The sequence below is a fragment of the Rhizobium sp. CC1099 genome, assembly GCF_029714385.1.
Taxonomy (GTDB): domain Bacteria; phylum Pseudomonadota; class Alphaproteobacteria; order Rhizobiales; family Rhizobiaceae; genus Rhizobium.
Window position 1 is genome coordinate 3,811,836 of record NZ_CP121641.1, and the last position, 24,614, is coordinate 3,836,449.

General features: G+C 58.2%; 18 protein-coding genes and 2 pseudogenes. 10 read left to right on the top strand and 10 right to left on the bottom strand.

Features of this window, described 5'->3' with window-relative positions:
* Positions 1-65: 65 nt before the first annotated feature.
* From bfr to QA644_RS19005, 5 genes and pseudogenes are all read right to left on the bottom strand, one after another.
* Positions 66-551 carry a bacterioferritin gene (bfr, locus tag QA644_RS18985; RefSeq protein ID WP_074070070.1) on the bottom strand — a complete coding sequence of 162 codons (486 nt, stop codon included), beginning with the start codon at positions 549-551 and terminating at the stop codon, positions 66-68.
* Positions 517-892: pseudogene (locus tag QA644_RS18990) on the bottom strand ((2Fe-2S)-binding protein). Before QA644_RS18990 ends, bfr begins: the two are co-directional and overlap by 35 nt.
* Before the next feature lie 135 nt (positions 893-1,027).
* Positions 1,028-4,483 (bottom strand): error-prone DNA polymerase, encoded by a 3,456-nt coding sequence (locus tag QA644_RS18995; protein WP_283070037.1) that lies wholly within the window; start codon positions 4,481-4,483, stop codon positions 1,028-1,030.
* Positions 4,480-5,898, bottom strand: coding sequence for a DNA polymerase Y family protein (locus QA644_RS19000; protein ID WP_283072415.1), 1,419 nt, complete (start codon positions 5,896-5,898; stop codon positions 4,480-4,482). The genes QA644_RS18995 and QA644_RS19000 overlap by 4 nt, the downstream gene beginning before the upstream one ends.
* Before the next feature lie 40 nt (positions 5,899-5,938).
* On the bottom strand, positions 5,939-6,883 hold the full coding sequence (locus QA644_RS19005) for a hypothetical protein (protein ID WP_283070039.1): 945 nt from the start codon (positions 6,881-6,883) through the stop codon (positions 5,939-5,941).
* 164 nt (positions 6,884-7,047) lie between these two features.
* On the opposite strand from QA644_RS19005, the gene QA644_RS19010 reads away from it, so the two are divergent.
* Complete coding sequence (locus QA644_RS19010; RefSeq protein WP_022717564.1) at positions 7,048-7,485, top strand: metallopeptidase family protein; 438 nt, start codon at positions 7,048-7,050, stop codon at positions 7,483-7,485.
* A gap of 1 nt (position 7,486) precedes the next feature.
* On the opposite strand, the gene QA644_RS19015 is transcribed toward QA644_RS19010, so the two are convergent.
* Together QA644_RS19015 and QA644_RS19020 are read right to left on the bottom strand one after the other, a co-directional pair.
* Entirely contained in the window at positions 7,487-7,693 is a 207-nt protein-coding gene (locus QA644_RS19015) for a DUF1737 domain-containing protein (protein WP_022717565.1), read from the bottom strand.
* Positions 7,690-8,613, bottom strand: coding sequence for a CoA ester lyase (locus tag QA644_RS19020; RefSeq protein ID WP_283070043.1), 924 nt, complete (start codon positions 8,611-8,613; stop codon positions 7,690-7,692). The genes QA644_RS19015 and QA644_RS19020 overlap by 4 nt, the downstream gene beginning before the upstream one ends.
* A 111-nt stretch (positions 8,614-8,724) precedes the next feature.
* Here QA644_RS19020 and QA644_RS19025 point away from each other — a divergent pair, with 111 nt between their 5' ends.
* From QA644_RS19025 to QA644_RS19040, 4 genes are all read left to right on the top strand, one after another.
* A complete protein-coding gene (locus QA644_RS19025) occupies positions 8,725-8,955 on the top strand; it encodes a hypothetical protein (RefSeq protein ID WP_022717567.1) in 231 nt (76 codons plus the stop codon).
* Between the two features lie 89 nt (positions 8,956-9,044).
* Entirely contained in the window at positions 9,045-9,653 is a 609-nt protein-coding gene (gene leuD, locus QA644_RS19030; RefSeq protein WP_194728491.1) for a 3-isopropylmalate dehydratase small subunit, read from the top strand.
* A 179-nt stretch (positions 9,654-9,832) separates the two neighbouring features.
* Positions 9,833-10,945 carry a 3-isopropylmalate dehydrogenase gene (leuB, locus tag QA644_RS19035; protein ID WP_194728492.1) on the top strand — a complete coding sequence of 371 codons (1,113 nt, stop codon included), beginning with the start codon at positions 9,833-9,835 and terminating at the stop codon, positions 10,943-10,945.
* A 124-nt stretch (positions 10,946-11,069) separates the two neighbouring features.
* Positions 11,070-11,828, top strand: coding sequence for a phosphatase PAP2 family protein (locus tag QA644_RS19040; RefSeq protein ID WP_283070045.1), 759 nt, complete (start codon positions 11,070-11,072; stop codon positions 11,826-11,828).
* 237 nt (positions 11,829-12,065) lie between these two features.
* On the opposite strand, the gene QA644_RS19045 is transcribed toward QA644_RS19040, so the two are convergent.
* The gene (locus tag QA644_RS19045) at positions 12,066-13,952 is read right to left on the bottom strand and encodes an MFS transporter (protein ID WP_283070047.1); all 1,887 of its coding nucleotides are present in this window, start codon (positions 13,950-13,952) and stop codon (positions 12,066-12,068) included.
* A gap of 206 nt (positions 13,953-14,158) precedes the next feature.
* On the opposite strand from QA644_RS19045, the pseudogene QA644_RS19050 reads away from it, so the two are divergent.
* From QA644_RS19050 to QA644_RS19060, 3 genes and pseudogenes are all read left to right on the top strand, one after another.
* Positions 14,159-14,358, top strand: a pseudogene (locus QA644_RS19050) (hypothetical protein).
* A 110-nt stretch (positions 14,359-14,468) separates the two neighbouring features.
* Positions 14,469-15,503 (top strand): aspartate-semialdehyde dehydrogenase, encoded by a 1,035-nt coding sequence (locus tag QA644_RS19055; protein ID WP_022717572.1) that lies wholly within the window; start codon positions 14,469-14,471, stop codon positions 15,501-15,503.
* Positions 15,504-15,689: 186 nt separating this feature from the next.
* Positions 15,690-16,511: a lytic murein transglycosylase gene (locus tag QA644_RS19060; protein ID WP_074070079.1), complete on the top strand. Its 822-nt coding sequence runs from the start codon at positions 15,690-15,692 to the stop codon at positions 16,509-16,511.
* An 18-nt stretch (positions 16,512-16,529) separates the two neighbouring features.
* Here QA644_RS19060 and QA644_RS19065 read toward each other — a convergent pair whose 3' ends face one another.
* The gene (locus QA644_RS19065) at positions 16,530-17,171 is read right to left on the bottom strand and encodes a carbonic anhydrase (protein WP_283070049.1); all 642 of its coding nucleotides are present in this window, start codon (positions 17,169-17,171) and stop codon (positions 16,530-16,532) included.
* 69 nt (positions 17,172-17,240) lie between these two features.
* Positions 17,241-18,119: a pyridoxal kinase PdxY gene (pdxY, locus tag QA644_RS19070; RefSeq protein ID WP_074070081.1), complete on the bottom strand. Its 879-nt coding sequence runs from the start codon at positions 18,117-18,119 to the stop codon at positions 17,241-17,243.
* A gap of 271 nt (positions 18,120-18,390) precedes the next feature.
* Here pdxY and QA644_RS19075 point away from each other — a divergent pair, with 271 nt between their 5' ends.
* Together QA644_RS19075 and QA644_RS19080 are read left to right on the top strand one after the other, a co-directional pair.
* The gene (locus tag QA644_RS19075) at positions 18,391-23,169 is read left to right on the top strand and encodes an NAD-glutamate dehydrogenase (protein ID WP_283070050.1); all 4,779 of its coding nucleotides are present in this window, start codon (positions 18,391-18,393) and stop codon (positions 23,167-23,169) included.
* Between the two features lie 31 nt (positions 23,170-23,200).
* The gene (locus QA644_RS19080; RefSeq protein ID WP_283070052.1) at positions 23,201-24,601 is read left to right on the top strand and encodes an MFS transporter; all 1,401 of its coding nucleotides are present in this window, start codon (positions 23,201-23,203) and stop codon (positions 24,599-24,601) included.
* Positions 24,602-24,614: the final 13 nt, after the last annotated feature.

The following is a 24,614-nucleotide window of genomic DNA, read 5'->3' on the forward strand; positions in this document are numbered from 1 at the left end:
ACGCGTCCTCGACGTGAAAAGCCAACCGGCCGCATTTTTGCGGCCGGTTGGCTTTGAAGGTTCAGTCACTCGGCCTCGTTGGCAGAGTCGGCGTTCAGCTGGCCATACTTGGCTTCGCCGATCTTCTCGAGCAAGTCGAGCTGCGTCTCGAGGAAGTCGATATGGCCTTCCTCATCGGCAAGGAGCTCCTCGAAGAGCTTCATGGAGACATAGTCACCGGCGTCATGACAGATGTCGCGCGACTTCTTGTAAGCTGTGCGGGCATCATACTCGCCGGCAAGATCGGCTTCCAGAACTTCCCTGACGTTCTGGCCGATGCGCAAGGGAGCAAGCGTCTGCAGGTTTGGATGCCCCTCAAGGAAGATGATGCGCGCGACCAGACGGTCAGCATGATGCATCTCTTCAATGGATTCGGCGCGCTCCTTCTTGGCAAGCTTGGTATAGCCCCAGTCTTCCAACAGGCGGTAGTGAACCCAATATTGGTTGACTGCGCCGAGTTCGAGGAAAAGTGCCTCGTTAAGCCGCTCGATGACCTTTTTGTCGCCTTTCAATGTCCGCTCTCCTGTTTTCTTCATGGAATTGTTTCAGGCGGGACATGAAATCAAATATCTCGTCATCCGTCGAGTGGCGACGGGCATGATATTCCTCGGTGGTCTGGATGATGAGGTTGACGACGTTGGGGAAACAGCCACAGCAACGACCGCGCTTTTCCATCGCATGATAGACCTTCGCAGGCACGATAAGCTGCCAACAGTCTTCATCGAGAAGGTCGTTGATGACCTCCCGGATTTCCTTGTCGGTTATATAGTTGCAACTGCAGACGAGCACGTCTTCATTTCCAAACATGACACTGACTATCGTGTTTTCTGCAAAAGAAGATGGTGTCTGTCAAGAAAAAAATCGAGGTAGAAGGCGCGGCGAGCGAGAGGAACCACTGACCGGACCTCTCGGCACAATGCATTTCGTGCCACCGCCGAAAAGATGGCTGGGCACGCTGACATTGGCAACATCATCTATCGCTAACCCATCAGTGAAAGTTGCGCCCTTTCGGCATAACCTTTGCGGTCTCCCCAGCATTCGTCTCACTGCTTGTTGATATCACTCGCCTTTCGACTGCTTCCTTTTCGAGGATACGCGCCATCTTCTTTGCGCGGGCATCGACTGCCGGCCGCATAGCCTCGTCGGCGCGTTCGCAAAGACCAAAGCGCTGCGCCTCCTTCTGCAGAAGGCCGAGAGCGGGCGTCATATCTTCGATATGCTCGACCACAGTGTGAATGACGCCGCTCTGACTTTGCAATTTGCCATGGATTTTCACGAGCCGCGCCCCCATGACAACCGAGCGGTATTTCTCGAAAGTCTTTTTCCAAACGATGGCATTGGCAACACCCGTTTCATCCTCAAGCGTCATGAAGATCACGCCCTTGGCCGAGCCCGGGCGCTGGCGGACCAGCACCAGCCCTGCAATCGTCACCCTCTTTCCGTTCGGCACGGCCAGAAGATCGACATTGCGCGAAATCCCTGCTCTTTGGAAATCATCTCGCAGGAAGGAGATAGGGTGCGCTTTCAGTGACAGCGAGAGATAGCGATAATCCTCGACCACCTGTTCGCCCGGCAGCATTTCGGGCAGTGTCACCCTCGGTTCGACTTGGAGATCGACATGCGACACCCGATCGAACAAAGGCAGCCTCTCTGCGGCACTTTTCACATCAAGCGCCCGCGCCGCCCAGAGCGCCTCTCGCCGCGACAAGCCGATGGAACCGAACGCATCTGCATCTGCCAGCCGTTCGATATCCGATTTTTCAAGGCCCGAGCGCAGCCATAGATCGCGGATCGATCTATAGCCGGCACCTCGATTTGCGATCAATTTCGCCTTCATCATGTCGCCGGAAAGGCCCTTCACCTGCCGGAAACCGAGGCGAACCGCCCTCTTCGTCCGGATGATCTTGTGCATGTCCCTGTGCCGGAAGTCGATCTTTGACTTGTCGAAACGCGCATCCTCCAGGAGGCAATCCCAATCCGAACGATTGATATCCACCGCACGAATTTCCACGCCGTGCTCCCTGGCATCCCGGACCAATTGCGCCGGCGCATAAAACCCCATCGGCTGCGAGTTCAGCATCGCCGCACAGAAGACATCAGGATAGTAGGCCTTGATCCAAGATGAAGCATAGACGAGCAACGCGAAGGAGGCCGCATGGCTTTCCGGAAAGCCATATTCGCCGAAGCCTTTGATTTGATTGAAACACTGCCGCGCAAATTCAGACGAATAGTTTCTCGAAACCATTCCCTCGATGAATCGCTTCTCGAAATTGCCGATCGTGCCGGTTCTCTTGAACGTCGCCATTGCCCGTCGAAGCCGATCGGCTTCCGCCGGCTTGAAGCCTGCGGCGGTAATCGCAATCTGCATTGCCTGTTCCTGAAACAGGGGAACGCCGAGGGTTCTTTCCAGCACCGCCTTCAATTCCTTGCTGGGATATTCGATGGGTGTTTTCTGCTCCCGTCTCTTGAGGTAGGGGTGCACCATGTCGCCCTGTATCGGTCCCGGCCGGACGATTGCCACCTCGATGACGAGATCGTAGAATTCCCTCGGCTTCAGTCGCGGCAGCATGCTCATCTGCGCCCGGCTTTCGATCTGGAAGACGCCCAGCGTATCGGCCCGGCACATCATCGCGTAAACCGGTTTGCCCTCTTCCCCATGCTCCTTGTTGCCGAGATCGGCGAGCGTTTTCTTCACATCGTAGTGCAGCTGAAGAAGTTCGAAAGCCTTGCGAAGACAGGTCAGCATCCCAAGCGCCAGAACATCGACCTTGAGAATCTTGACATTGTCGAGATCGTCCTTGTCCCACTCGATCATGTAGCGGTCCGGCATCGCCGTCTTCATGATGGGCACGACTTCGTCGAGCCGGTCCCGGGTGATGACAAATCCGCCGACATGCTGGGTGAGGTGGCGCGGAAAGCCGAGAAGCTCGGACGCATATCTGAGGACGTTCTTCGTCACCGGATCGCCAATGTCGAGACCGGCCGCCTTTGCATCGCGCTCCGACAGATTGTCTTCCGACCAGCCCCAGACGAGGCTGCTGATTGCCGATTGGACATCTTCCGAAAGCCCGAAGGCCTTGGCGACTTCGCGGCCAGCAGAGCGGGTGCGATAGGTGGTCACCCCCGCTGTCAGCCCGGCATGCTCTATACCGTATCTTTTATAGATGTGCTGGATGACTTCTTCGCGCCTGTCGTGCTCGAAATCGACATCGATATCCGGCGGTTCATCCCGGTCCATCGAGATGAACCGATCGAAAAGCAAAGTGGCCTTGTTCGGATCGACTTCCGTTATTTCAAGGCAATAGCAGATGACCGAATTCGCAGCCGATCCGCGGCCCTGGCACAGAACCCCGAGCTTATAGCGGGCGTGTTGAATGATCTTATAAACTGTCAGGAAATAGGAAGCGTAGTTTTTCTGCCTGATGAGATCCAGTTCGTAATCGATCTGTGTCACGATTTTCTGCGGAACGCGCTGCGGGTGGTAGCGCTTTGCAGCTCCGGCCCAGGTCAACCGTTCGAGCGTTTCATACGGCGTTTCGCCAGGATCGTTTTCAGGCGGATAATTGTGCTCGAGCTCCTTGAGCGAAAAGGTCAAGCTGGAGAAGAATGCACGTGTATTGTCGATCGCGTCGGGATAATCCTTGAAAAGACGCACCATTTCCCGCGTTCCCTTGAGATAGCGCTCTGCATTCGGCGCCAGAAGGAAACCGGCTTCGGCAATCGGAACATGCTTGCGGATCGCAATCACGATATCGGAGAGAGGCCGCCGGTCAGGATGATGATAAAGAGGCTGATTGGCCACGATCAGCGGAATGCGGTTGCGGGCGGCAAGCATGGAAAGGATTGCAAAAACCTGTTTGTCGCGGCCGTCATAAGCCGGCGCCATCGCCATATGAAATGTCTTCCGAAAGCGTTTTCGAAAACGCTGCAGGCAATTCTCAAATGCTTGCTGGCCAACGGCATCATTCACAACGAGCCGGTCAGGAACAAGGGCGAGCATCATCTCGTCTCCCCATTCCATGATCTCCGCCTCGGTGAGAATGCAGGAGCCTTTCTCCGCCTCCGGTTTTAGATTCCCGGCGCTCAGAAGACGGCAAAGATGCGCCCACCCTCGCCTGTTTTGTGGATAGGCAAGAACATCCGGAGTTCCATCCGAAAAGACGAGACGCGCACCGGGCTGGATGTGGATTGGATCGGGAATGATCTGCTTCTTCTCGTCCTCTTCCAGAAGGCCGGCTTCCTTCCTCTCGAATTTTTTCCTGATCTCCTCCGCCTGCGCATGCGCCCGCACGACCCCGGCAACCGAATTCTTGTCAGCAATCCCGATTCCGCCGAGCTTCAGGCAAGCTGCCTGCACCACCATCTCCTCGGGACTGGAGGCTCCTTCAAGAAACGAGAAGTTCGTTCTCGCACCAATCTCGAAAAATGCGGGCGTCGTGCTCATGCAAAGAGCCCATGCATGAACCAGCGAGGAGGGAGTTCATGCCCGTAAAAACCTTCGCGATAGATCCAGAAGCGGTGACCGGCATCATCCTCTATTCGGAAATAATCGCGTGCCTCGGCATCCGCGCCATCGATCCACCATTCCATGGCAAGCCGTTCAGGTCCCTCGCTTCTTGCCACGCGATGCTGCATGCGCCGCCAGCGGAAGACTTGCGGCGGACCGTCGGGCACTTCGGCAAGCAGGGCCTCCACTTGCTCCGGCCTGGCAAAAAGCCGCAGGGGACGCTCACTTCTGGAAGGAAAAGGATTTCCTTCCTCCGCCTTGCGGCGTGCCTGAACGCCTTCCATGGCGGGAATTGCAATTGCCGCCCGCTCCGGCACATGGCTCTCGCGCAGTTGAAATCTCTGCAGGCAATCCGCGCCGAGGCGGGCTGCGATTTTGTCGATGAACGCCGCAAGCGATGTCTCTTTCTGTCGGCCTCCTTCGAAATCCCCCTGCGTCGCATTGAAGGGATCATGGCGCAGCACATTCAGCCGCAGGATTTCAAAGCCGTAGCCGGCATCGAGATCGTCGTGGATTGCCTGCAGACGCTCGCAGAAAAGCGAAGCGATATGCTTCGGATCCCTGAGAGGCTGTGAGGCGCCGACGGGAATCCTGAAGACCCTGCCGTCGACGCGAAAAAGCACGAGTTCGAATACACGGCCGCCGGCGCCGCGTGCCTCAAGCGAGGCTTTCAGTGATTGGGCGATCTGGCCGGTGACGGCGAGGATATCTTCTTCCGTACCGATCGGCTCGATGAGGCGTCGTTCGGCGGAAAGACTGGCAACGGGCCGCCGCGGGGAAACCGGCTCCTCTTCCACTCCAAGCGCCTGGTCGAGCCTGAGCAGGAGTTGCGCGCCGAAACGGCGGGCCAACGGTGCGCGTGGGGCAGACAGGAGGTCGACGATATATTTGAGGCCGAGCTTCTTCAGCGCCTCGACGGTCCCTTCCTCCAGCCGAAGGGCTGCGACCGGCAGTGGTGCCAGCACATGTTCCATTTGATCGGTTTCGATGACGCCACCATCCCCGAAGCGGGAAACGGCCCAGGAAAGGCCCGGCGACGAAGAGATCGCGCCGCGGACATCGAACCCCATATGGAAGAGCCGGGAAAGGATATCCTTGAGCATGGCCCTTTCGCCGCCAAAGAGATGGGCGCAGCCGGTAATATCCAGAAACAGCCCGTCCTTGCCGCCGAATGCCACCAGCGGCGTATAACGGTCGCACCAATCAGCGATGCCCTCGAGAAGCCGACGATCGGCCGCCAGATCTTCCTCGATGACATCCAGAAGCGGGTATATGGCACGCGCTTCTGCTACTCCCTGGTTTTTCTTCAGTTTAATCCGTTCCGCCACCTCATCGAGCGCCGTTAGGCGCATGGCATTGTTGAGCCGTCCAGAACAGACGATCGGCGGCGCATCAGGGCGTCCGGCCGAACGCCAGGACAGACCCCACCTCTTGCGGGCGATCCTGTCGGTTGGAAGATGGGGAAAGCTGAGCGACAGAATGCGCTGATTGCTCGCCTGGAGAACGAGTGCGCTCTGGTTGGCTAACGGGGAAAAACCGGCGGTCATGAGGGTTCCACTCCAGAAGAAAGGAGAGGGGAGCCGCGTTGCGGCTCTTCTCCAGGATGAGACGAAAAACCGGATTGCCGATGCCGCCCTCTAGCATCGAACCATCCGGCAGAGGCCGTGCGCTGGCTGGCGCAGGTTCGGCACGGAATCGGAAAAAGGCGCTGCTCGCCTCCTCCTCGCCGCCCTGCCGCAACAGAAAAAGCGGGCGGCCGGAAGCCCTTGCCCGCATGCTCAATCGCCGGCTTTCTGTAAGACCGAATTGGGCCGGATTGCCGCGCACCTCCAGGATCGTGGCTGGGAAGACGCCGCTTTCGACAGCCGTTTCGGCAAGCCACAGCGCCTCTTCCAGCTTGTGTGGCGAGGCCATGAGAAAGCGTTCCGGCTCCAATCCGAAATTCTTGAGGCCAACAGCATAGGGATGCCCTGCTTCCATTGTGCATACTCTGTCACCAATCCAAAAAACCGGCATGCCATCCGCCGCCTCCTGCCGCTGCTGCCAGGCCGCAAGCGCCAGCACGAAACCGCTGGCGCCAGCTGCATCCCGCAGCATCAGAGACCGGACTTCGGTAATGCCGTTAAGCGGTAGACCGCCTTCGAGCGCTTCATCGAGAATTGGAATGTCAAAGGACAGACGCAGCGGCGTTTTTGCAGGTCTCGAATAGGTTTCATCACCAGCCGCAAAAGCTTCTTGTGCCGCCGCCGCAAGCGCCGGTGCCGGTTTGCCTTCGAGTTTCGCAATGGTTTCGCGGAGCGCAAAAAGCTGCTCGCGCGCCACGGCCGTCTGCGCCATGACGTTCACTCCAAAGTCAGATTGTTCCTGTTATGTTCTTATGGATTCCAGAGCTTTCTAAAAGAGTCAACAACCAATTCTTATGAATTTATTCCTGCCTTTGATTCCACACTCGAAAATCCACCGCAAAGGTTCTATATGGGCGCCAAAGGAAGGGAATTTTCATGGCCCGCATAGACCAGAGCGAGGATTGGCGGGACCGCCATGCCCCAACGCTCAGCACATTCGAGTCCCTGGCGATGGAGGCCTATAGCCACTTGCCGGATGAATTTCGCTCGCTCACCGACAATCTCACGATCGAAATCGAAGATTTTCCCGACGACGATGTTTTCGAGGATATGGCGCTGGAAACGCCGTTCGACCTGCTTGGCCTTTTCGAAGGCCGGGGTATTTCCGAGCGCTTCACGGTCGAGACCGGCGAGATGCCCAATCGCATCCGCCTCTACCGGCGTCCCATTTTGGATTATTGGGCGGAAAACGATGAAACGCTCGGAGACATCATCACCCACGTCCTCATCCATGAGATCGGTCACCATTTCGGCCTGAGCGATGACGACATGGAGCGGATCGAAGCGAGCGTCGAGGAGGCCGTCGAGCGCTGAGCTATTGCTCGGAGAGCTTCATCTCCGGATGATAATCCTTGCCTTCGACCTCTTTGACGATCGCCTGACCGGCAATCACCTGGCCGGTCTGAATATTGTAGGTCAGCGACGGTGCACCGTGAAGCGACCAGCCCTTGTTGAGCGCATCGGTTACGCGATGGCAGAACGCGGCGTCGTCCTGGCCGGTCAGAAGGCGATAGAGCTTCATGATAAAGGCTTTCGTTCAATAGTCTGGCGTTCGGCAATCAGGCGGGCTTTATGGACCAGGCTTTCCGCCTGGACAAGATGCAGGCGCTCGATCATCCGGCCGTTCAAAGTGATGACGTTGAGACCTTCGGCCGAAGGATCGGCGAAAGCGGCGATGATTTCTTCCGCCTCCCGGATGGCAGCCTCATCGGGAGCGAAGTGCCGGTTGGCAGCCTCGATCTGCATCGGATGGATCAGCATTTTGCCGTCGTAGCCCATGGCCCGGGCATGCGCGCATTCGGCTTCGAAGGCATCTGTTTCCTTAAAATCGTTGAAAACGCTATCGATCGCATCGAGACCATAGGCGCGCACGGCGAGGATGACCTGCATCAGCCACGGAACGAGATAGGTTCGGCCCGGTTGAGGCAGAACGCCGGTCTCCTTGCGCAGATCGTTCAGCCCGACGACGAAGCAATCGAGTCTCGAGCCCAGGGTGCGGCCAGCCTCTGCGATTGCCGCCGCGTTCAGGATACCGCGCGGCGTCTCGATCATCGCCCAGATACGCAAGGTCTCTGGCGCATCCGCATCAGCAAGAAGGTCGCTCACGGCCGTGACATCCTGCGGTTCGTCCACCTTCGGCAAAAGCACCGCATCCGGCCGCAGCGCCTGTACGAGCTCCATATCGGCATGGCCGAAACCCGACGAAAGCGCATTGATGCGGATGATCTTTTCCTTGTTCGCAAGTGGCTTGCCCGAAAAGAAGGTTTTCAGGTTTTCGCGCGCCTGCTCCTTCTTCTCCAGCGCCACGGAATCTTCGAGATCGAAAATGACGGCATCGCAACCGAGCGCATGGGTCTTTTCGAGAGCGCGGAGATTGATCGCGGGAACGCTCAGCACAGAGCGGTGCAAACTGAAGGAACGGATGGGCGAGTTCTGGCTCATCACGAATGTGTGCCAAGCTTTGTGAAGACTGACAAGACAACAAAAAGCCATGCTTGACTTGCAGAAATAAAAAACAAGGACCACATTCCTTTCGAAGAAAGGTCTAAACTCATGCAGAATATACGCTCCATCTTCCTCATGCTGGCAGGGATCACTGTATTCGTGGCGCTCGCTGCTCTCACCTTTTCGGTGACGCTCGCCGTTGGCGGTATCCTGACCGTGCTCATGGCCGGCCGCGCGCTTTCGATGAAGATGAAGCCGGCGCCCGTCCGCGCCAAGGCTGAGCCAAAGCGCGAAATGCGCATCTGGAACGACGGCCGCGGCACGATCATCGATCTCTAAGCGCGTCCCAAGATTCTCCTTCATTTTTACGGCGTTTTGCTCTATTGCCGGAGCAATCGTTGAAAAACGGCATACAAAGGCAGGTTTCCATGGAAAAGTTCGTGAAGCTCACGGGCGTTGCAGCACCCCTCCCGGTCGTCAATATCGACACGGACATGATCATTCCCAAGGATTACCTGAAGACCATCAAGCGCACCGGCCTCGGCAAAGGCCTCTTCGCGGAAGCCCGCTACAACGAAGACGGCACGTCGAACCCGGATTTCGTGCTCAACAAACCGGCATATCAGAATGCCAAGATTCTCGTTGCCGGCGATAATTTCGGCTGCGGTTCCTCGCGCGAGCATGCCCCGTGGGCGCTTCTCGATTTCGGCATCCGCTGCGTCATCTCCACAAGCTTCGCGGACATCTTCTACAACAACTGTTTCAAGAACGGCATTCTCCCGATCAGGGTCAGCCAGGAAGACCTCGACAAACTGATGGACGACGCTTCGCGCGGTTCCAACGCCATCCTGACGGTTGATCTCGAAAACCTGGAAATCACCGGCCCGGACGGTGGTTCGATCAAGTTTGACCTCGACGAATTCAAGCGCCACTGCCTGCTGAACGGTCTCGACGATATCGGCCTGACGCTGGAAAAGGCCTCTGCGATCGACAAGTTCGAAAAGTCAAACGCCGCATCGCGTCCCTGGGCAGCTTAATCGCCCAAACACGGCATGCGATCAAGCCGGGCTTCCACCCGGCTTTTTCTTTGCTTCCAAGCCGGGATGCACATCGCCATCGTGAGGCAGCAAACCGTACCGATTCAGCCGTTCTGTTCCTTGAAATGGCGTCCGGCGGGGTCTAAGAAGCCGCAGCTTGTTTTTCCGCGGAGGGTTTCATGACAGCGCGCAATCTTTTCCTGCTGCCGGGCGACGGCATCGGTCCCGAGGCAATGGACGAGGTCCGCAAGATCATTGCTTACATGAACGAGGCGATGAACGCCGGCTTCGTCATCGATGAAGGCCTTGTCGGCGGCAGTGCCTACGATGCGCATGGCGCGGCCATCTCCGAAGACGACATGAAAAAGGCGCTGGCGGCAGATGCCGTTCTCTTTGGTGCAGTCGGCGGTCCGAAATGGGACAGCGTGCCTTATGACGTGCGCCCGGAAGCGGGCCTTCTGCGCCTGCGCAAGGACCTGGAACTCTTCGCAAACCTGCGCCCGGCAATCTGCTATCCGGCGCTTGCCTCCGCCTCCTCCCTGAAGCCGGAACTTGTCGAAGGTCTCGACATTCTCATCATCCGCGAACTGACGGGCGGCGTCTATTTCGGCGAGCCGAAGGAGATTATCGATCTTGGCAACGGCCAGAAACGCGGCATCGATACGCAGGTCTACGACACTTACGAAATCGAACGCATCGCCGGCGTCGCCTTCGAAATGGCCCGAACCCGTCAAAACCGTGTCTGCTCCATGGAAAAGCGCAACGTCATGAAGTCCGGCGTGCTCTGGAACCAGGTCGTGACCGAGACGCACAAGGCAAAATATTCCGACGTCCAGCTGGAGCATATGCTGGCCGATGCCGGCGGCATGCAGCTGGTACGTCAGCCCAAACAGTTCGATGTCATCGTCACCGACAACCTCTTCGGCGACATGCTTTCCGACGTCGCGGCGATGCTGACCGGCTCGCTTGGCATGCTGCCATCTGCTTCTCTCGGTGCGCCGGATGGCAAGACAGGCAAACGCAAGGCGCTCTACGAACCGGTCCACGGCTCCGCTCCCGACATCGCCGGCAAGGGCATCGCCAACCCGATTGCGATGATCGCCTCCTTCGCCATGTGCCTGCGTTATTCCTTCAACCTCGTGAAGGAAGCCGACAATCTTGAGAAGGCGATCGCCAACGTTCTCGACAAGGGTATCCGCACGGCCGACATCATGGCCGAAGGCGCCAAGAAGGTTGGAACTGTCGAAATGGGCCAGGCGATCCTTGCCGAGTTCAAGACGCTTTCTGCCTGATATTTCACGTGAAACGCTTCTCCGCCCTTCGTATCTATCGGTACGGAGGGCTTTTTATTGAAGGTATCAGCCCCGGTTCCTATGTCCTGCAAAACGACGAAGGGCAAAACGACGAAGGAATGGAATGAGCAATACCGCCGATCACAAACCAGGCTGCCGATCCTATCTGGGCAAGCGCTACGACGCCCGACGCACGATCCATCGCAGAGTTCCCTGGAAGGCGTTCACGCTTTCCGCGATCAATGTGGTCGTCATTGCCTTTTTTGTCTTCGACAGGCCGCTCGGACAGGCAGCCAAAAGCCTCTCGCCTCCCTTGGTATCGATCGCCGGCGACGTAACGGATATCGGCCGCCTTGCTTGGATCCTTGCGGGGCTTTGCACCCTTCTTGCCACCGGTTACGCCGTTCGCCGGCGGCTTTGGAAGGTCCGCCGTCAATTCCGCATGGCCTATTTCGTCCAGATGACGGCCTATGTCGGGCTCTCCGTCATCCTTGCCAGTGTCTGTGCCAACGCCTTGAAATTCCTGATCGGGCGGGCGCGTCCGCTCATCTATGAGCAGGAGGGCATTTTCAGTTTCTCGCCCCTGAACATGGATTTCCTGCATCAGAGCTTCCCATCAGGTCATTCGGCCAATATCGGCGCGCTCTTTGTGGCACTCATCCTCCTTTTTCCGCACGTCAGGCTCATTTTCATCGGTATCGGGCTCTGGCTCGGTGCAACCCGCATCATCATCGGCGTCCACTATCCGAGCGATGTCGTAGCAGGACTGGCACTTGGTGCCTGGCTCGCATTTGCCGTCTCAATCCTTTTTGCCCGCTTCGGTCTGGTCTTTGCTGTCAGTCGCGAAGGCTGGCCTGTGCCACGGCTCAGCAGGCTTATTTGAGCTCTGCTCGAAAAACTGTCGTTACCGTCTGCTGCCGTGGTGCTGTTCCTAAAACACTTTTCGAACGGATGATTTTTCGATGCAGCCACGGATGACGGCGATCGTCTATTCGCGCTACGGGCTGCTTTTCAACCCGGGTCCTGACGGATGGCCGACGCCGAAAGGGCTTCTGCGGCTACAAAAAACCCGGCGCCGTTGGAGGCGCCGGGTCCCGTTTCTCAATTCTGATGGTTTGCCTCAGTCCATCGTGCGGATATCGCGGTCCTTGGTTTCGGGCAGGAAAATCATGCCGATGACCAGGGTGATGCCCGCAAAGATGATCGGGTACCAGAGACCGTAATAGATGTCGCCCTTGAAGGCGCTCATCGCGAAGGCGGTTGCCGGAAGCAGACCACCGAACCAGCCGTTGCCGATGTGATAGGGCAGCGACATGCCGGTATAGCGGATACGGGTCGGGAAGAGCTCGACCAAAAGGGCAGCGATCGGCCCGTAGACCATCGTCACGTAGATGACAAGGACCGTCAGGACAGCGACGACGCCCACCCAGTTGAGCCTTGCCGGATCGGCAACCATGGTGAAAGTACCACCGTTGGCGATCGTGTAGACGGCCATGTCGGTGACGCCCTTGGCCTCGTCGGCTGTCAGCAGCTTGTCGGTCACGAGCTTGGAGGCCGGGACGGTCTCCTTCTGACCTGCACGAAGCGCATCAGCATTGAGAGCCAGCTCCGGATTGGCGGCGATAAAGGCATCGAGCTTGGATTCCGGAACCTTGGCCGCACCGCGAACCAGGGGGTAGCCAGCATCGCGAAGCGCGATGTTGATGCCCTTTTCGAAAGCGCCGTTCATGGCTTTCGCCTTGTCGCCAGCGGCAGCTGCATCATAGCTGGTAATCGTGTCGTCGGCGATTTTAACCGTGGCGGCTGAACCGGCGGCGCCGCTGACGACATCATAGGGCACAGAATTCTTCGTCAGGAACGAAGTGGCGATATCGCACGAGGTGGTAAACTTCGCGGTACCGGTCGGGTTGAACTGGAACTTGCAATCGCCCGGTGCCGCAGTGACCGTTGCGCGGATCGTGGCCTGCGCCTCTGCAAGCGCCGGATTGGCGAAATTGGTCAGAGCCTTGAACAGCGGGAAGTAAGTCACCATGGCGAGCAGGAGGCCGGCCATGATGATCGGCTTGCGACCGATCTTGTCGGAAAGCCAGCCGAAGAAAACGAAGAAGCCGGTGCCGAGCAACAACGATGCAGCGACCATCAGGTTGGTCGACTGCGCGTCGACTTTCAGGATGTTCTGCAGGAAGAACAGCGCGTAGAACTGACCGCAATACCAGACGACGGCCTGCCCCATGACGGCGCCAAAGAGCGCAAGCAGCGCCACCTTAGCGTTGCGCCACTGGCCGAAGGCTTCCGTCAGCGGCGCCTTCGAACCCTTGCCCTCGGCCTTCATCTTCTGGAAAGCCGGTGACTCGTTCATCTTCAGACGGATCCAGACGGAAACGCCGAGCAGGACGACCGAGACGAGGAACGGAATACGCCAGCCCCAGGCGGCGAAATCGGCGGCGCCGAGCATGGACTGGACGAAGAGAATGATCAGCAGCGAAAGGAACAGGCCGAGTGTTGCCGTCGTCTGGATCCATGACGTGAAGAAGCCGCGCCGGCCATGCGGCGCATGTTCGGCCACATAGGTCGCTGCACCACCGTATTCACCGCCGAGCGCCAAGCCCTGCAGCAGGCGGAGACCGACCAGGATGATCGGAGCTGCAATACCGATTGACGCCGCCCCTGGAAGGATACCGACGAGGAAGGTCGAAAGACCCATGATCAAAATCGTGATCAGGAAGGTATATTTGCGGCCGACCAGATCGCCGAGGCGGCCGAAGACCAATGCGCCGAACGGGCGCACCAGGAAACCCGCTGCAAAGGCGAGCAGCGCGAAGATGTTTCGCGTCGTTTCCGGATACTGGCTGAAAAAGGTAGCGCCGATATAGGTGGCGAGTGAACCGTAAAGATAGAAGTCATACCATTCGAAAACAGTCCCGAGCGACGAGGCGAAGATGACCTTCTTCTCCTCGCCTGTCATCGGGCCGACTCTCGCGTCTCCGACGCTTGCGACATTTGCCATTGTCTGTCCTCCACAGAGTGATAAGCAACGAGACGCGCCCCAAGCTCTCCTCAAAGCACCCTTGGACGCAACTCGCCTGACGAGAGTGTGACAGAAAAGGATTCGGAGAAAGAGAGCGGCTTTGGGATTATGACTTTAGTCTAATGCCTTTGCACAGATTGTCGCAGGCAAGGGTTCTTCCGATTTGGGCCGCAACCACTGCCCAAGTGCTCGACAGGGAGCAAGGTTGCAAAAACCTTGACTCCTGTGGAAAACCTTTTATGAGCAACGGCGGAAAGGAATATCCATGGTTCGCGACGAACACGCCATTGCTGCACGCAATGATCTGGCACCAGGTGCCGGGATGGATATTGCTGTTCCGGTTTCTTCCAAAACCAAGGCCAAAACGACGACGAAAACCGTCTGACGTCTCTGGCCTGCCGCTCTCTCCCCGGCCCGGCTGGGGACAGGAAGCCGCGATCGTTTCGCGCCTTCCCCCTCACCGGACAAGAGGAGAGAAGAGAAAGAGAGCTTGAAATGGGTTTCAAAGTTGCAGTTGCGGGAGCGACCGGAAATGTGGGCCGGGAAATGCTCAACATCCTCTCGGAGCGCGGCTTCCCCGCCGACGAAGTCGTGGCGCTCGCCTCCGCGCGTTCGCAGGGTACGGAAGTTTCCTACGGTGACCGGACACTGAAGGTTTCCAATCTGGAGAACTACGATTTCTCCGACACCGACATCTGCCTGATGTCTGCTGGTGGCGAGGTGTCCAAGAAGTTCTCGCCGAAGATCGGCCAGCAGGGATGCGTCGTGATCGACAACTCATCGGCCTGGCGCTACGACGCCGACGTGCCGCTGATCGTTCCGGAAGTGAACCCGGATGCCGTAACGCAGTTCACCAAGCGCAACATCATAGCCAACCCGAATTGCTCGACCGCACAGCTCGTGGTGGCTTTGAAGCCCCTGCACGACTTCGCCAAGATCAAGCGCGTTGTCGTCTCGACCTACCAATCGGTTTCCGGCGCAGGCAAGGACGGCATGGACGAGCTCTTCAACCAGACACGCGCCGTCTTCGTTGCCGATCCGATCGAGAACAAGAAGTTCACGAAGCGCATCGCCTTCAATGTCATTCCCCATATCGACGTCTTCATGGAGGATGGCTACACCAAGGAAGAATGGAAGGTTCTAGCCGAGACCAAGAAGATGCTCGACCCGAAAATCAAGGTCACGTGCACGGCAGTACGCGTTCCGGTTTTCATCGGCCATTCGGAATCGGTCAATATCGAGTTCGAAAACGAGATCACCGCCGATCAGGCGCGCGAGATCCTGCGTGACGCTCCAGGCTGCCTCGTTATCGATAAGCACGAAAACGGCGGCTATATCACGCCTTACGAATCTGCCGGCGAAGACGCGACCTATATTTCGCGCATCCGCGAAGATGCGACCGTCGAGAATGGCCTCAACATATGGGTGGTCTCAGACAACCTACGCAAGGGCGCTGCTCTGAATGCAATCCAGATTGCCGAGCTTCTCGTCAACCGCGGCCTCATCAAGCCACGCAAGAAGGCCGCCTGATACCAAAAATTAACCATAATTTACTATCAGCCCCGCATATCGCCTGATTATGCGGGGCTTCCTACGAAAACTGGCCGACGGCCATCAGGTTGCAAGGGCCCACCGAAAGGTGATCGTGACAAAATTATCTGCTGCTGGCATTCTTGCGCGGCGCCAAGCTTGTGCAGATGGAGATCGGGGTTTCTGATGAGCATGACAAAATTCTTTGTGGCGGTCGTCGCAGCGGCGAGCGTACTCCAAGCTCTTCCGGCAGCAGCAAAGGCTGCCCAGTGCGGCAACAACAGCGCGGGTTTCCAAGCCTGGGTTGCCGGCTTCAAGCAGGAAGCAGCCGCCAGTGGCGTCAGCCCATCGGTGCTGAACCGGGCCTTCGCCAATGTAAGCTATAATAAATCGACAATCGCAGCCGACCGTGGCCAAAAGAGCTTCAAGCTATCCTTCGACGCATTCATGAAGAAGCGGGGCGGCGCAACGATCATCTCCCGCGGCAGAAGCATGAAACGCGCCAATCAAGGACTCTTTGCCTCGATCGAGGGCCGCTACGGCGTTCCGGCCGGTCCGCTGATCGCGATCTGGGGAATGGAGACCGGCTTCGGCAGTTACATGGGCAATCAGCATACCCTGTCTGCCGTTTCGACGCTCGCTTACGACTGCCGCCGCTCGGATTATTTCACCGATCAGCTTTACGCCGCCCTGCAACTTGTTTCCGAAGGCTATCTGAACCCGCAGGCTCGCGGCGCGGCGCATGGCGAAATCGGCCAGACGCAGTTCCTGCCGCGCAATGTGGTCCGTTTCGGAGCCGACGGCGACGGCAACGGCCGCGTCGACATGGTTGGCTCGCGCGCTGATGCCCTGGCTTCGACGGCAAACTTCCTCAGAGGCCACGGCTGGCAGCCCGGCGCGGGCTATCAGCCAGGCGAAGCGAACTTTGCAGCAATCGCAGGCTGGAACGCCGCAACGGTCTACCAACAGGCAATCGCTTATATCGGCCAGCAGATCGACGGCCAGTGAGCTTCCCGCCCGCGAAGGTTATAATTCCGGGCGGATAAAATCGCGCGTTTCCGCATCCATCACCCAAAGTTCACCGGTCGAGATATCGAACCAGGCCCCATGCAGGGCGATCTTCCCTGCCTCTTCAAGCGCCTTGATATCCGGAAAACTTCTGAGGTTATTGAGCGAGTTGCGGATCGAGACGCGCTCGAGCGCCGTCTGGCGCTCAGCGGCAGTCATCACGTCATTGCTTTGGATCTGCTCGGCAGCGGGGCGGACGAGCGACATCCAGCGACCAATGAAATCACCAGGCGACAGCGGTTCGGAATTGGGATCAAGCGCTGCGCGAATACCGCCGCAGCGGCCATGGCCCATGACGACGATGTCGGAAACCTTCAAGACCTGTACGGCGAATTCCAAAGCGGCAGATGTCGAGTGAAAATGGCCATCCGGCTCGTAAGGCGGCACCATGTTGGCGACGTTGCGGATGACGAAAAGCTCACCGGGGCCGGCGTCGAAGATAAGTTCCGGTGCTGCGCGCGAGTCCGAACAGGCAATAACCAGCGTATTCGGACTCTGACCGTTTTCAGCCAGCATCTTATAGCGGTCGCGGGCGTCGGCGTAACGCCCGTTCATGAAGTTGCGATAGCCGTCCAGAAGTGAAGTTGGAAAACACTGCATGACTGTCGATTAGCGCGCAGACGCCGCAAGATCAACTGCTGCGCATGCGAAATGCGCAAACGGGCGCCGCTAACTCTTCTTCCGTTGGGCGGGATGCATGAGGCGGCGCATCTGCACCATGGCCATCGGTGTCGACAGGCTTGTTGCATCGCTTGCGAGCGTAAGCTCATCGCTGCCGCGTTTGACCGCACGCACCAGCACTTCATAGACGCTGGCTGTTGCAAGCTGCAGCGCCTTTTCGTCGTCCATCCCGGAAAGAAGCCGCGAGAGGAAGACGGCCGCCAGCAGGTCGCCCAGTCCGTTCGGCGGATTGTCGACGACACGATGCTCGGCAAGCAGAGCATGGCGACCGGAAAGATAGAGATTTCCGGTGCCGCCAGCCATCATCGGAACAGCGGAGGTGACAAGCATGCGGGAAGGGCCGAGTGACAAAGCAGCCTCCATGACAGCTGTATTGTCCTCCAACGGTGCGCCCACCATCCAGGCCAGCTCATAGCGGTTGGGTGTCGCCAAAGACGCAAGCGGGATCAGCTGGTCGCGGATCGCCTCCGCCGTCGCTTCGGGCACATAGAGGCCGCCCAGATCGCCCATCACCGGATCGCAGACATAAAGCAGCTCGGGGTTCTTTTCACGCAATGCACCGACCAGACGGGCAACAGAACCAGCCTGGGCAGCGTTTCCGAAATAACCAGACAAGACCGCCTTCACTTCTCCAACCCACGGTGCACGGATGAGATCATCGATGGCGGCATCGAAATCGGCCTCCGCAAAAGTGAGCCGGGTCGAACGACCATGACCGGGATGCCAGGGCAGAATGATCGTCGGCAGTGCCCAGACCTGATGGCCGAGCGTCTCAAGCGCGAAGACGGCGGCACGATTGCCGACCGAACCGCGAACGACATGGCTGGAGATGACGATCACCGTTCCTGCAGCACTATTATCCGGCATAGTAATTTTAAACCCCGAATTCGATGCGCTGTTGATCGTCCTTTTGCCGCGCAGCTGTCAACCATTCTTCATCCATGCGTGGAAATCTCGGCGAGCCGAAAAAATCCAAGACCGGCCTAGGCTTTCCTATAATCGGAGAATCCTCTGAAATTTTACTGAAACAAGGTCAAAAACGCACAAAAACTGCCAAGGCGGAGCCTCTTTTAGGGGTTTTTTCGATAATTCTTCTGCTAACTTGCGCCAAATCACACAAATCGGGGGAATGTCTTCAATGGCTGCCAAAAACCATCCGCGACGGGAAAAGCTGATCGAAAGCGCAAAGAAGATCGCTGCTGCAGCCAAAGAGCCGCATCTCGATCCGGAAATCCTCTTCGGCCGGGCGAGTGGAGACGACCTCGATCGCTACACACCGCAGATGCTGGCGCTTTCGGCCGTTCATTCCGCTAAGGAGCTTGCTGGCTGGGACGGCAAGGTCCCGCGCGTTACGATCGAAACGCTGGCTGATGTCGAACCCGATGGCGTTGCGGTCTCGGTCCTGACGGTTACCGATCAGAATAAGCCGTTCCTTTACGAGTCGGTTATGAGCGAGGTCACAAGCTCCTATCGCGATCTCTATATGGCGGTGCATCCGATCCTAGTGATGGAGCATGGCAAGACGCCGGTACTTTATTCAGCCGAGGAGGCGAGCGATCCGGCAAAACGTGTCAGCCATATCCAGATTCACATTTCGCCGTTGACTACGGCGCAATCCGGCGACCTTCGCAAGCGCATCATGATCGTGCTGGAGCAGGTCCGCCAGGCTGTTTCCGATTGGAAGCCCATGCTTTCCAAGCTCGACACCGTGATTGCCGAATTGGGCAGCTACGGCGCCAGCCGCAAAAAGGCCGATCGGGACGAAGCACTGGCTTTCCTCACCTGGCTACGCGATGAAAACTTCACCTTCCTTGGCATGCGTGAATATGTCTATTCCAGCAAGGGCAGCGAAGCGAAGGTCGAGCGTGACAAGGGCGCTGGCCTCGGCATTCTTTCTGATCCGGATGTCTTGGTGCTGCGCACCGGCAAGGATGCCGTAACGACGACGCCGGAAATCCTCGCCTTTCTCGATGGTCCGGATTTCCTGATCGTCACCAAGGCGAATGTGAAATCCGTCGTCCACCGCCGCGCCTATATGGATTATGTCGGCGTCAAGCGATTCGACAAGGACGGCAACGTCACCGGTGAACTGCGCATCGTTGGCCTCTTTACCTCTACGGCCTATACGTCTTCGGCTTCGGAAATTCCGCTCATCCGTTCCAAAGTTGCCAAAGTGACAGATCATTTCGGCTTCGATCCCATGAGCCATTCCGGCCGAATGTTGTACAACACGCTGGAATCTTATCCACGCGACGATCTTTTCCAGATCGACACGACGCTGCTCGCGAATTTCGCCGAACAGATCAACGATCTGGTCGAACGGCCGCGCGTCCGCGTTCTGCCGCGCATCGATCATTTCGACCGTTTTGTGTCGGTCATCGTCTATGTACCACGCGAGGAATACGATTCCATCGTTCGCGAAAAGATCGGCACCTATCTGAAGACCGTCTACGACGGCCGGGTCTCTGCCTATTATCCGGCCTTCCCGGAAGGGCGGGTTGCGCGCGTACACTTCATCATCGGTCGATCCGGCGGCAAAACGCCGCGCATCCCGCAAGCGAAGCTCGAGGAAGCGATCCGCGCCATCACCGCCCGCTGGGACGATCGCTTCGAAGCGCTGGCTGGGCCGAAGGCGCCGAAGATCGCCGTCAGCAATGCCTTCCAGGATTCCTTCACTGCTGAAGAAACGGTTGCCGATCTTCCGGACATCACCGATTGCGCCTCCGGCGAGCCGATACGCATCGAGTTCTATTACCGCAATGATGCAGAACGCGGCCGGGTCTTCTCACTCAAGATTTTCCATGCTCGCGAGCAGCTTCCGCTCTCACGCCGCGTGCCGCTTCTCGAAAATCTCGGTTTCAACGTGCTGAGCGAGCGGACCTTCGACATCGAAGTTCCAACCGCAGACGGCTCGGTCAACATCGTCGTACTGCACGATATGGAGCTTGAAGACCGCAGTGGCGCCGAAATTGACCTCAGCCGTCATGGTGCCGCGCTGGAAGAGGCCTTCATTTCCGCTTTCGACGGCACGATCGACAATGACAGTTTCAACCGGCTGATCCTTTCAGCCGGGCTTTCCGCACGCGAGACGAATGTCCTGCGGGCCTATGCGCGTTATCTTCGTCAGGCAGGTATCGCCTATTCGCAGGATTACATCGCAACGACCCTCGATAAATACCCAGAGATTGCCGCTTCGATCTTCCGCCTCTTTTATGAGGCGCTCGATCCGCAGCTTAGCGAGAAGGCTCGCATGAAAAAGCTCGCCGACCTGCATCGGTCGATCGAGGCGGCGCTCGCCAATGTGCCGAGCCTTGACGATGACCGCATCCTGCGCCGATACATCAATGTCGTCGATGCGACGCTGCGGACCAACTACTTCCAGCGTACTGCCGATGGCTCGCCGAAGGCGATGCTTGCCTTCAAGCTCGATCCGAATCTCGTCGATGGCCTGCCGGAGCCGAAGCCTTTCCGGGAAATCTTTGTCTATGGCGTCGAGGTCGAGGGCGTGCACCTGCGTTTCGGCAAGGTTGCCCGCGGCGGCCTGCGCTGGTCGGATCGCGCCGAGGACTATCGCACGGAAGTCCTGGGCCTCGTAAAGGCGCAGCAGGTGAAGAACGCCGTTATCGTTCCAGTCGGCGCCAAGGGCGGCTTTTATCCCAAGAAACTGCCCGCTGGCAGCACCCGGGATGAGATCTTCAATGCCGGCCGCGAAGCCTACAAGACCTATATCCGCACCCTGCTTTCGATCACCGACAACATTTCAGGCACCGATATCGTGCCTCCGGAAGATACAGTACGGCTCGATGGCGACGATCCCTATTTCGTCGTCGCCGCCGATAAGGGAACGGCAACCTTCTCCGACACCGCCAACGCACTGGCGCAGGAAGCTGGTTTCTGGCTCGACGACGCCTTCGCGTCAGGCGGCTCGGCCGGCTACGACCACAAGAAAATGGGCATCACCGCGCGTGGCGCCTGGGAAACCGTAAAGCGTCATTTCCGCGAGATGGATATCGACATCCAGACGACACCGTTTACGGTGGCCGGTGTCGGCGACATGTCCGGCGACGTTTTCGGCAACGGCATGCTGCTTTCTCCGAAGATCAAGCTGGTTTCCGCCTTCGACCACCGTGACATCTTCATCGATCCCGATCCGGACATGGAAAAGACGCTTGCCGAACGGCAGCGACTTTTTAACCTGCCGCGTTCAAGTTGGCAGGACTTCGACAAGTCGGTTCTTTCGAAAGGTGCGATGATCATTTCACGCGCGGCGAAATCCGTCACACTGACCCCGGAAGCGGTTGCCGCGATCGGCATCGACAAAGCGGTGGCAACCCCCTTCGAGATCATCACGGCAATCCTGAAGAGCCCGGTAGATCTTCTCTGGTTCGGCGGCATCGGCACCTATGTGAAGGCGCAGACGGAAACCGATACGGAAGTGGGCGATCGTTCCAACGATCCGATCCGCATCACGGCTGATGAGGTGCGGGCGAAGGTGATCGGCGAGGGCGCCAACCTCGGCGTCACGCAAAAGGGTCGCATCACTTATGGCCTGAAAGGCGGACGGAGCAATTCCGATGCGATTGACAATTCAGCCGGCGTCAACACCTCGGACGTCGAGGTGAACATCAAGATCGCGCTCGCCAATGCGATGCATGACGGGCGGCTCACACGGGCAAAACGCGATCAACTGCTGTCCTCCATGACGGACGAAGTCGCGGCACTCGTTCTGCGCAACAACTATCTGCAATCGCTGGCGATTTCGCTGACCGAACGCAAGGGGACCGCTAACGGCCTTGAGCTCGCACGCTTCATGAGCGTGCTGGAAGGGGCCAAGCAACTCAACCGGAAGGTGGAAACGCTTCCCGATGAGGCGACGCTCGCCGAGCGCTATGCTGCCGGCAAGCCGCTCACGCGGCCGGAAATCGGCGTGTTGCTCTCTTACGCCAAGATCGTGCTTTTCGATGCCGTTGCGGCAAGCGACCTTCCGGATGATCCTTACTTTGCGTCGACCCTTTCAAACTACTTCCCGGCTAAGATGCAAAAAACCAATACCTCCGACATCGCAACTCACCGGCTGAAACGGGAAATCATCGCGACGGTGCTTGCCAACGAGGCAATCAATCGCGGCGGCCCCGGCTTTGTGGTGAGCATGATGGATGCGACAGCGGCGTCAGCGCCGGAAGTCGTCCGTGCCGCGATCATCGCCCGCGATGGCTTCGACCTGACCAGGCTTTGGACCGAGACCGATGCGCTGGACGGCAATATTTCCGGACAGATGCAGAACCGTGTCTATGAAGAGCTCGGCCATAGCTTCACAGTCTTGACTCGGTTGCTCCTGAAGACCGGCATGGCAAAAGGCGGCATAGCAGAAACCATTAGTCGGCTTCAGACTGCGTTGAAGAAACTGAAGCCCTCCTTCGCCGCGCAGGCTCCCGCAGAGTTCGAGGCGCGTGCCATGGAGTATCGCGAAGCCGGGCTGCCAGAAAGATTGGCCGCCGTCATCGCCGGGCTGCCGGGCTTTGTGCTGGTGCCGGAGATCATGCAGATCGCCGAACGCACAGGCGAGGCGCTCGGACGTGCCGCGGAAAGTTATTTTGCCGTATCGCAGACCTTCCGCGTCGGAAGGCTGCTCGCAGCCGGCGCCCGCATTCTCACCTCGGATCACTACGAAAGCCTGGCCTTGGCGCGCAGCATCGACCAGATTGCCAGTGCCCGCCGCGATATCGTCATCTCGGCGCTGTCAGAGCATGGCAAGGAAAAGCTGCCGGTTCAGGCGTGGCACGGAGTCGATCGCATCAGGATCAACCGCATCGCCGAAGAGCTGTCAAACCTCAGCGACAGCGGCGATCCAACTCTTGCGCGAATCACAGTGGCCGCAGGTCTTTTAACCGATCTTGCGCGCGACCGGGCGAGGTGACACAGTCCGCCGCGAATGCGGGAGTGTAGGCGTGAGTAGAATAGACTGGACCGGAACAGGAACGCCGGCGCCGCAGAAGGCGTCGGAAAAGGGCATCTGGAGCTGGATGCTTTTCGATTGGGCCGCGCAACCGTTTTTCACGGTCGTGACCACGTTCATTTTCGGACCCTACTTCGTCTCACGCCTGACGGACGATCCGGTTTCGGCACAAGCGATGTGGAGCAATACCGCGACGATCTCTTCGGTGATCATAGCCCTGCTCTCTCCGATCCTCGGCTCCATCGCCGATCAGTCCGGCGCCCGCAAACCATGGATAGCCTTTTTCGCTATCATCAAGGTTGTCAGCCTCTTCGGCCTTTGGTTTGCCGCGCCCGGTTCGCCGCTTGTCTATCCGGTGATCTTGATGATCCTCGCCTCGATCGCCGCAGAATTCTCGATCGTCTTCAACGATTCCATGATGCCGCGCCTTGTGGGCAAGGATGAGGTCGGCCGGCTGTCCAATACGGCCTGGGGGCTTGGCTATCTCGGCGGCATGATCGTGCTCGTCACTGTTGTGACGCTGCTTGCGGGAAACCTGGAAACGGGAAAGACGCTGTTGGGGCTCGACCCGTTGTTCGGGCTTGATCCTCATACCGGTGAGGACGCGCGCATTACAGGGCCGATTTCCGCGGTCTGGTATCTCATCTTCATCATTCCGATGTTCCTCTTCACACCCGATGCGGCGAAGGGATTGCCGCTCGCTGCTGCCGTCCATGCCGGCCTCAGGCAGGTCGCAAACACAATCAGCGAGTTGAAGATCCGAAGAGGCATCCTGAAATTCCTGATTGCCCGCATGATCTATCAAGACGGGGTCAACGGGTTGCTGATCCTAGGCGGCGCCTTCGCCGCCGGCATGTTTGGCTGGGCGACGATCGAAATCGGACTTTATGGGATCATCCTCAATGTCGTCGCGATTTTCGGCTGCGTCATCGCCGGACGCGTTGATCACCGGATCGGATCAAAAGCAACGATCCTGATCAGCCTGACGCTGCTTTTGCTCGCCACCCTCGGGATCATTTCGACGGGGCCGGGTTATACGCTTTTCGGCCTGCTGCCGATGTCAACGGCGGACGCCGGAGGGCTTTTCGGCACGGCGGCGGAAAAAGCCTATATTCTTTACGGGCTGTTGATCGGCCTCGCCTTCGGTCCCGTCCAGGCTTCGTCGCGCTCTTATCTAGCGCGCAGCGTCAGCCCGCAGGAGGCAGGGCGCTATTTCGGCATCTATGCGCTATCCGGCCGCGCCACGAGCTTCATGGCAACGCTCTTCTTCTCGCTGATAACCTATACCAGCGGATCAGCGCGTCTCGGCATGGCAACGCTGATCCTTTTCCTCGCGGGCGGACTGATCCTGCTGATCGCGACCCCTTATCCGGCGGACAGGCAGCAAGACTGAATTGAACCCCGGC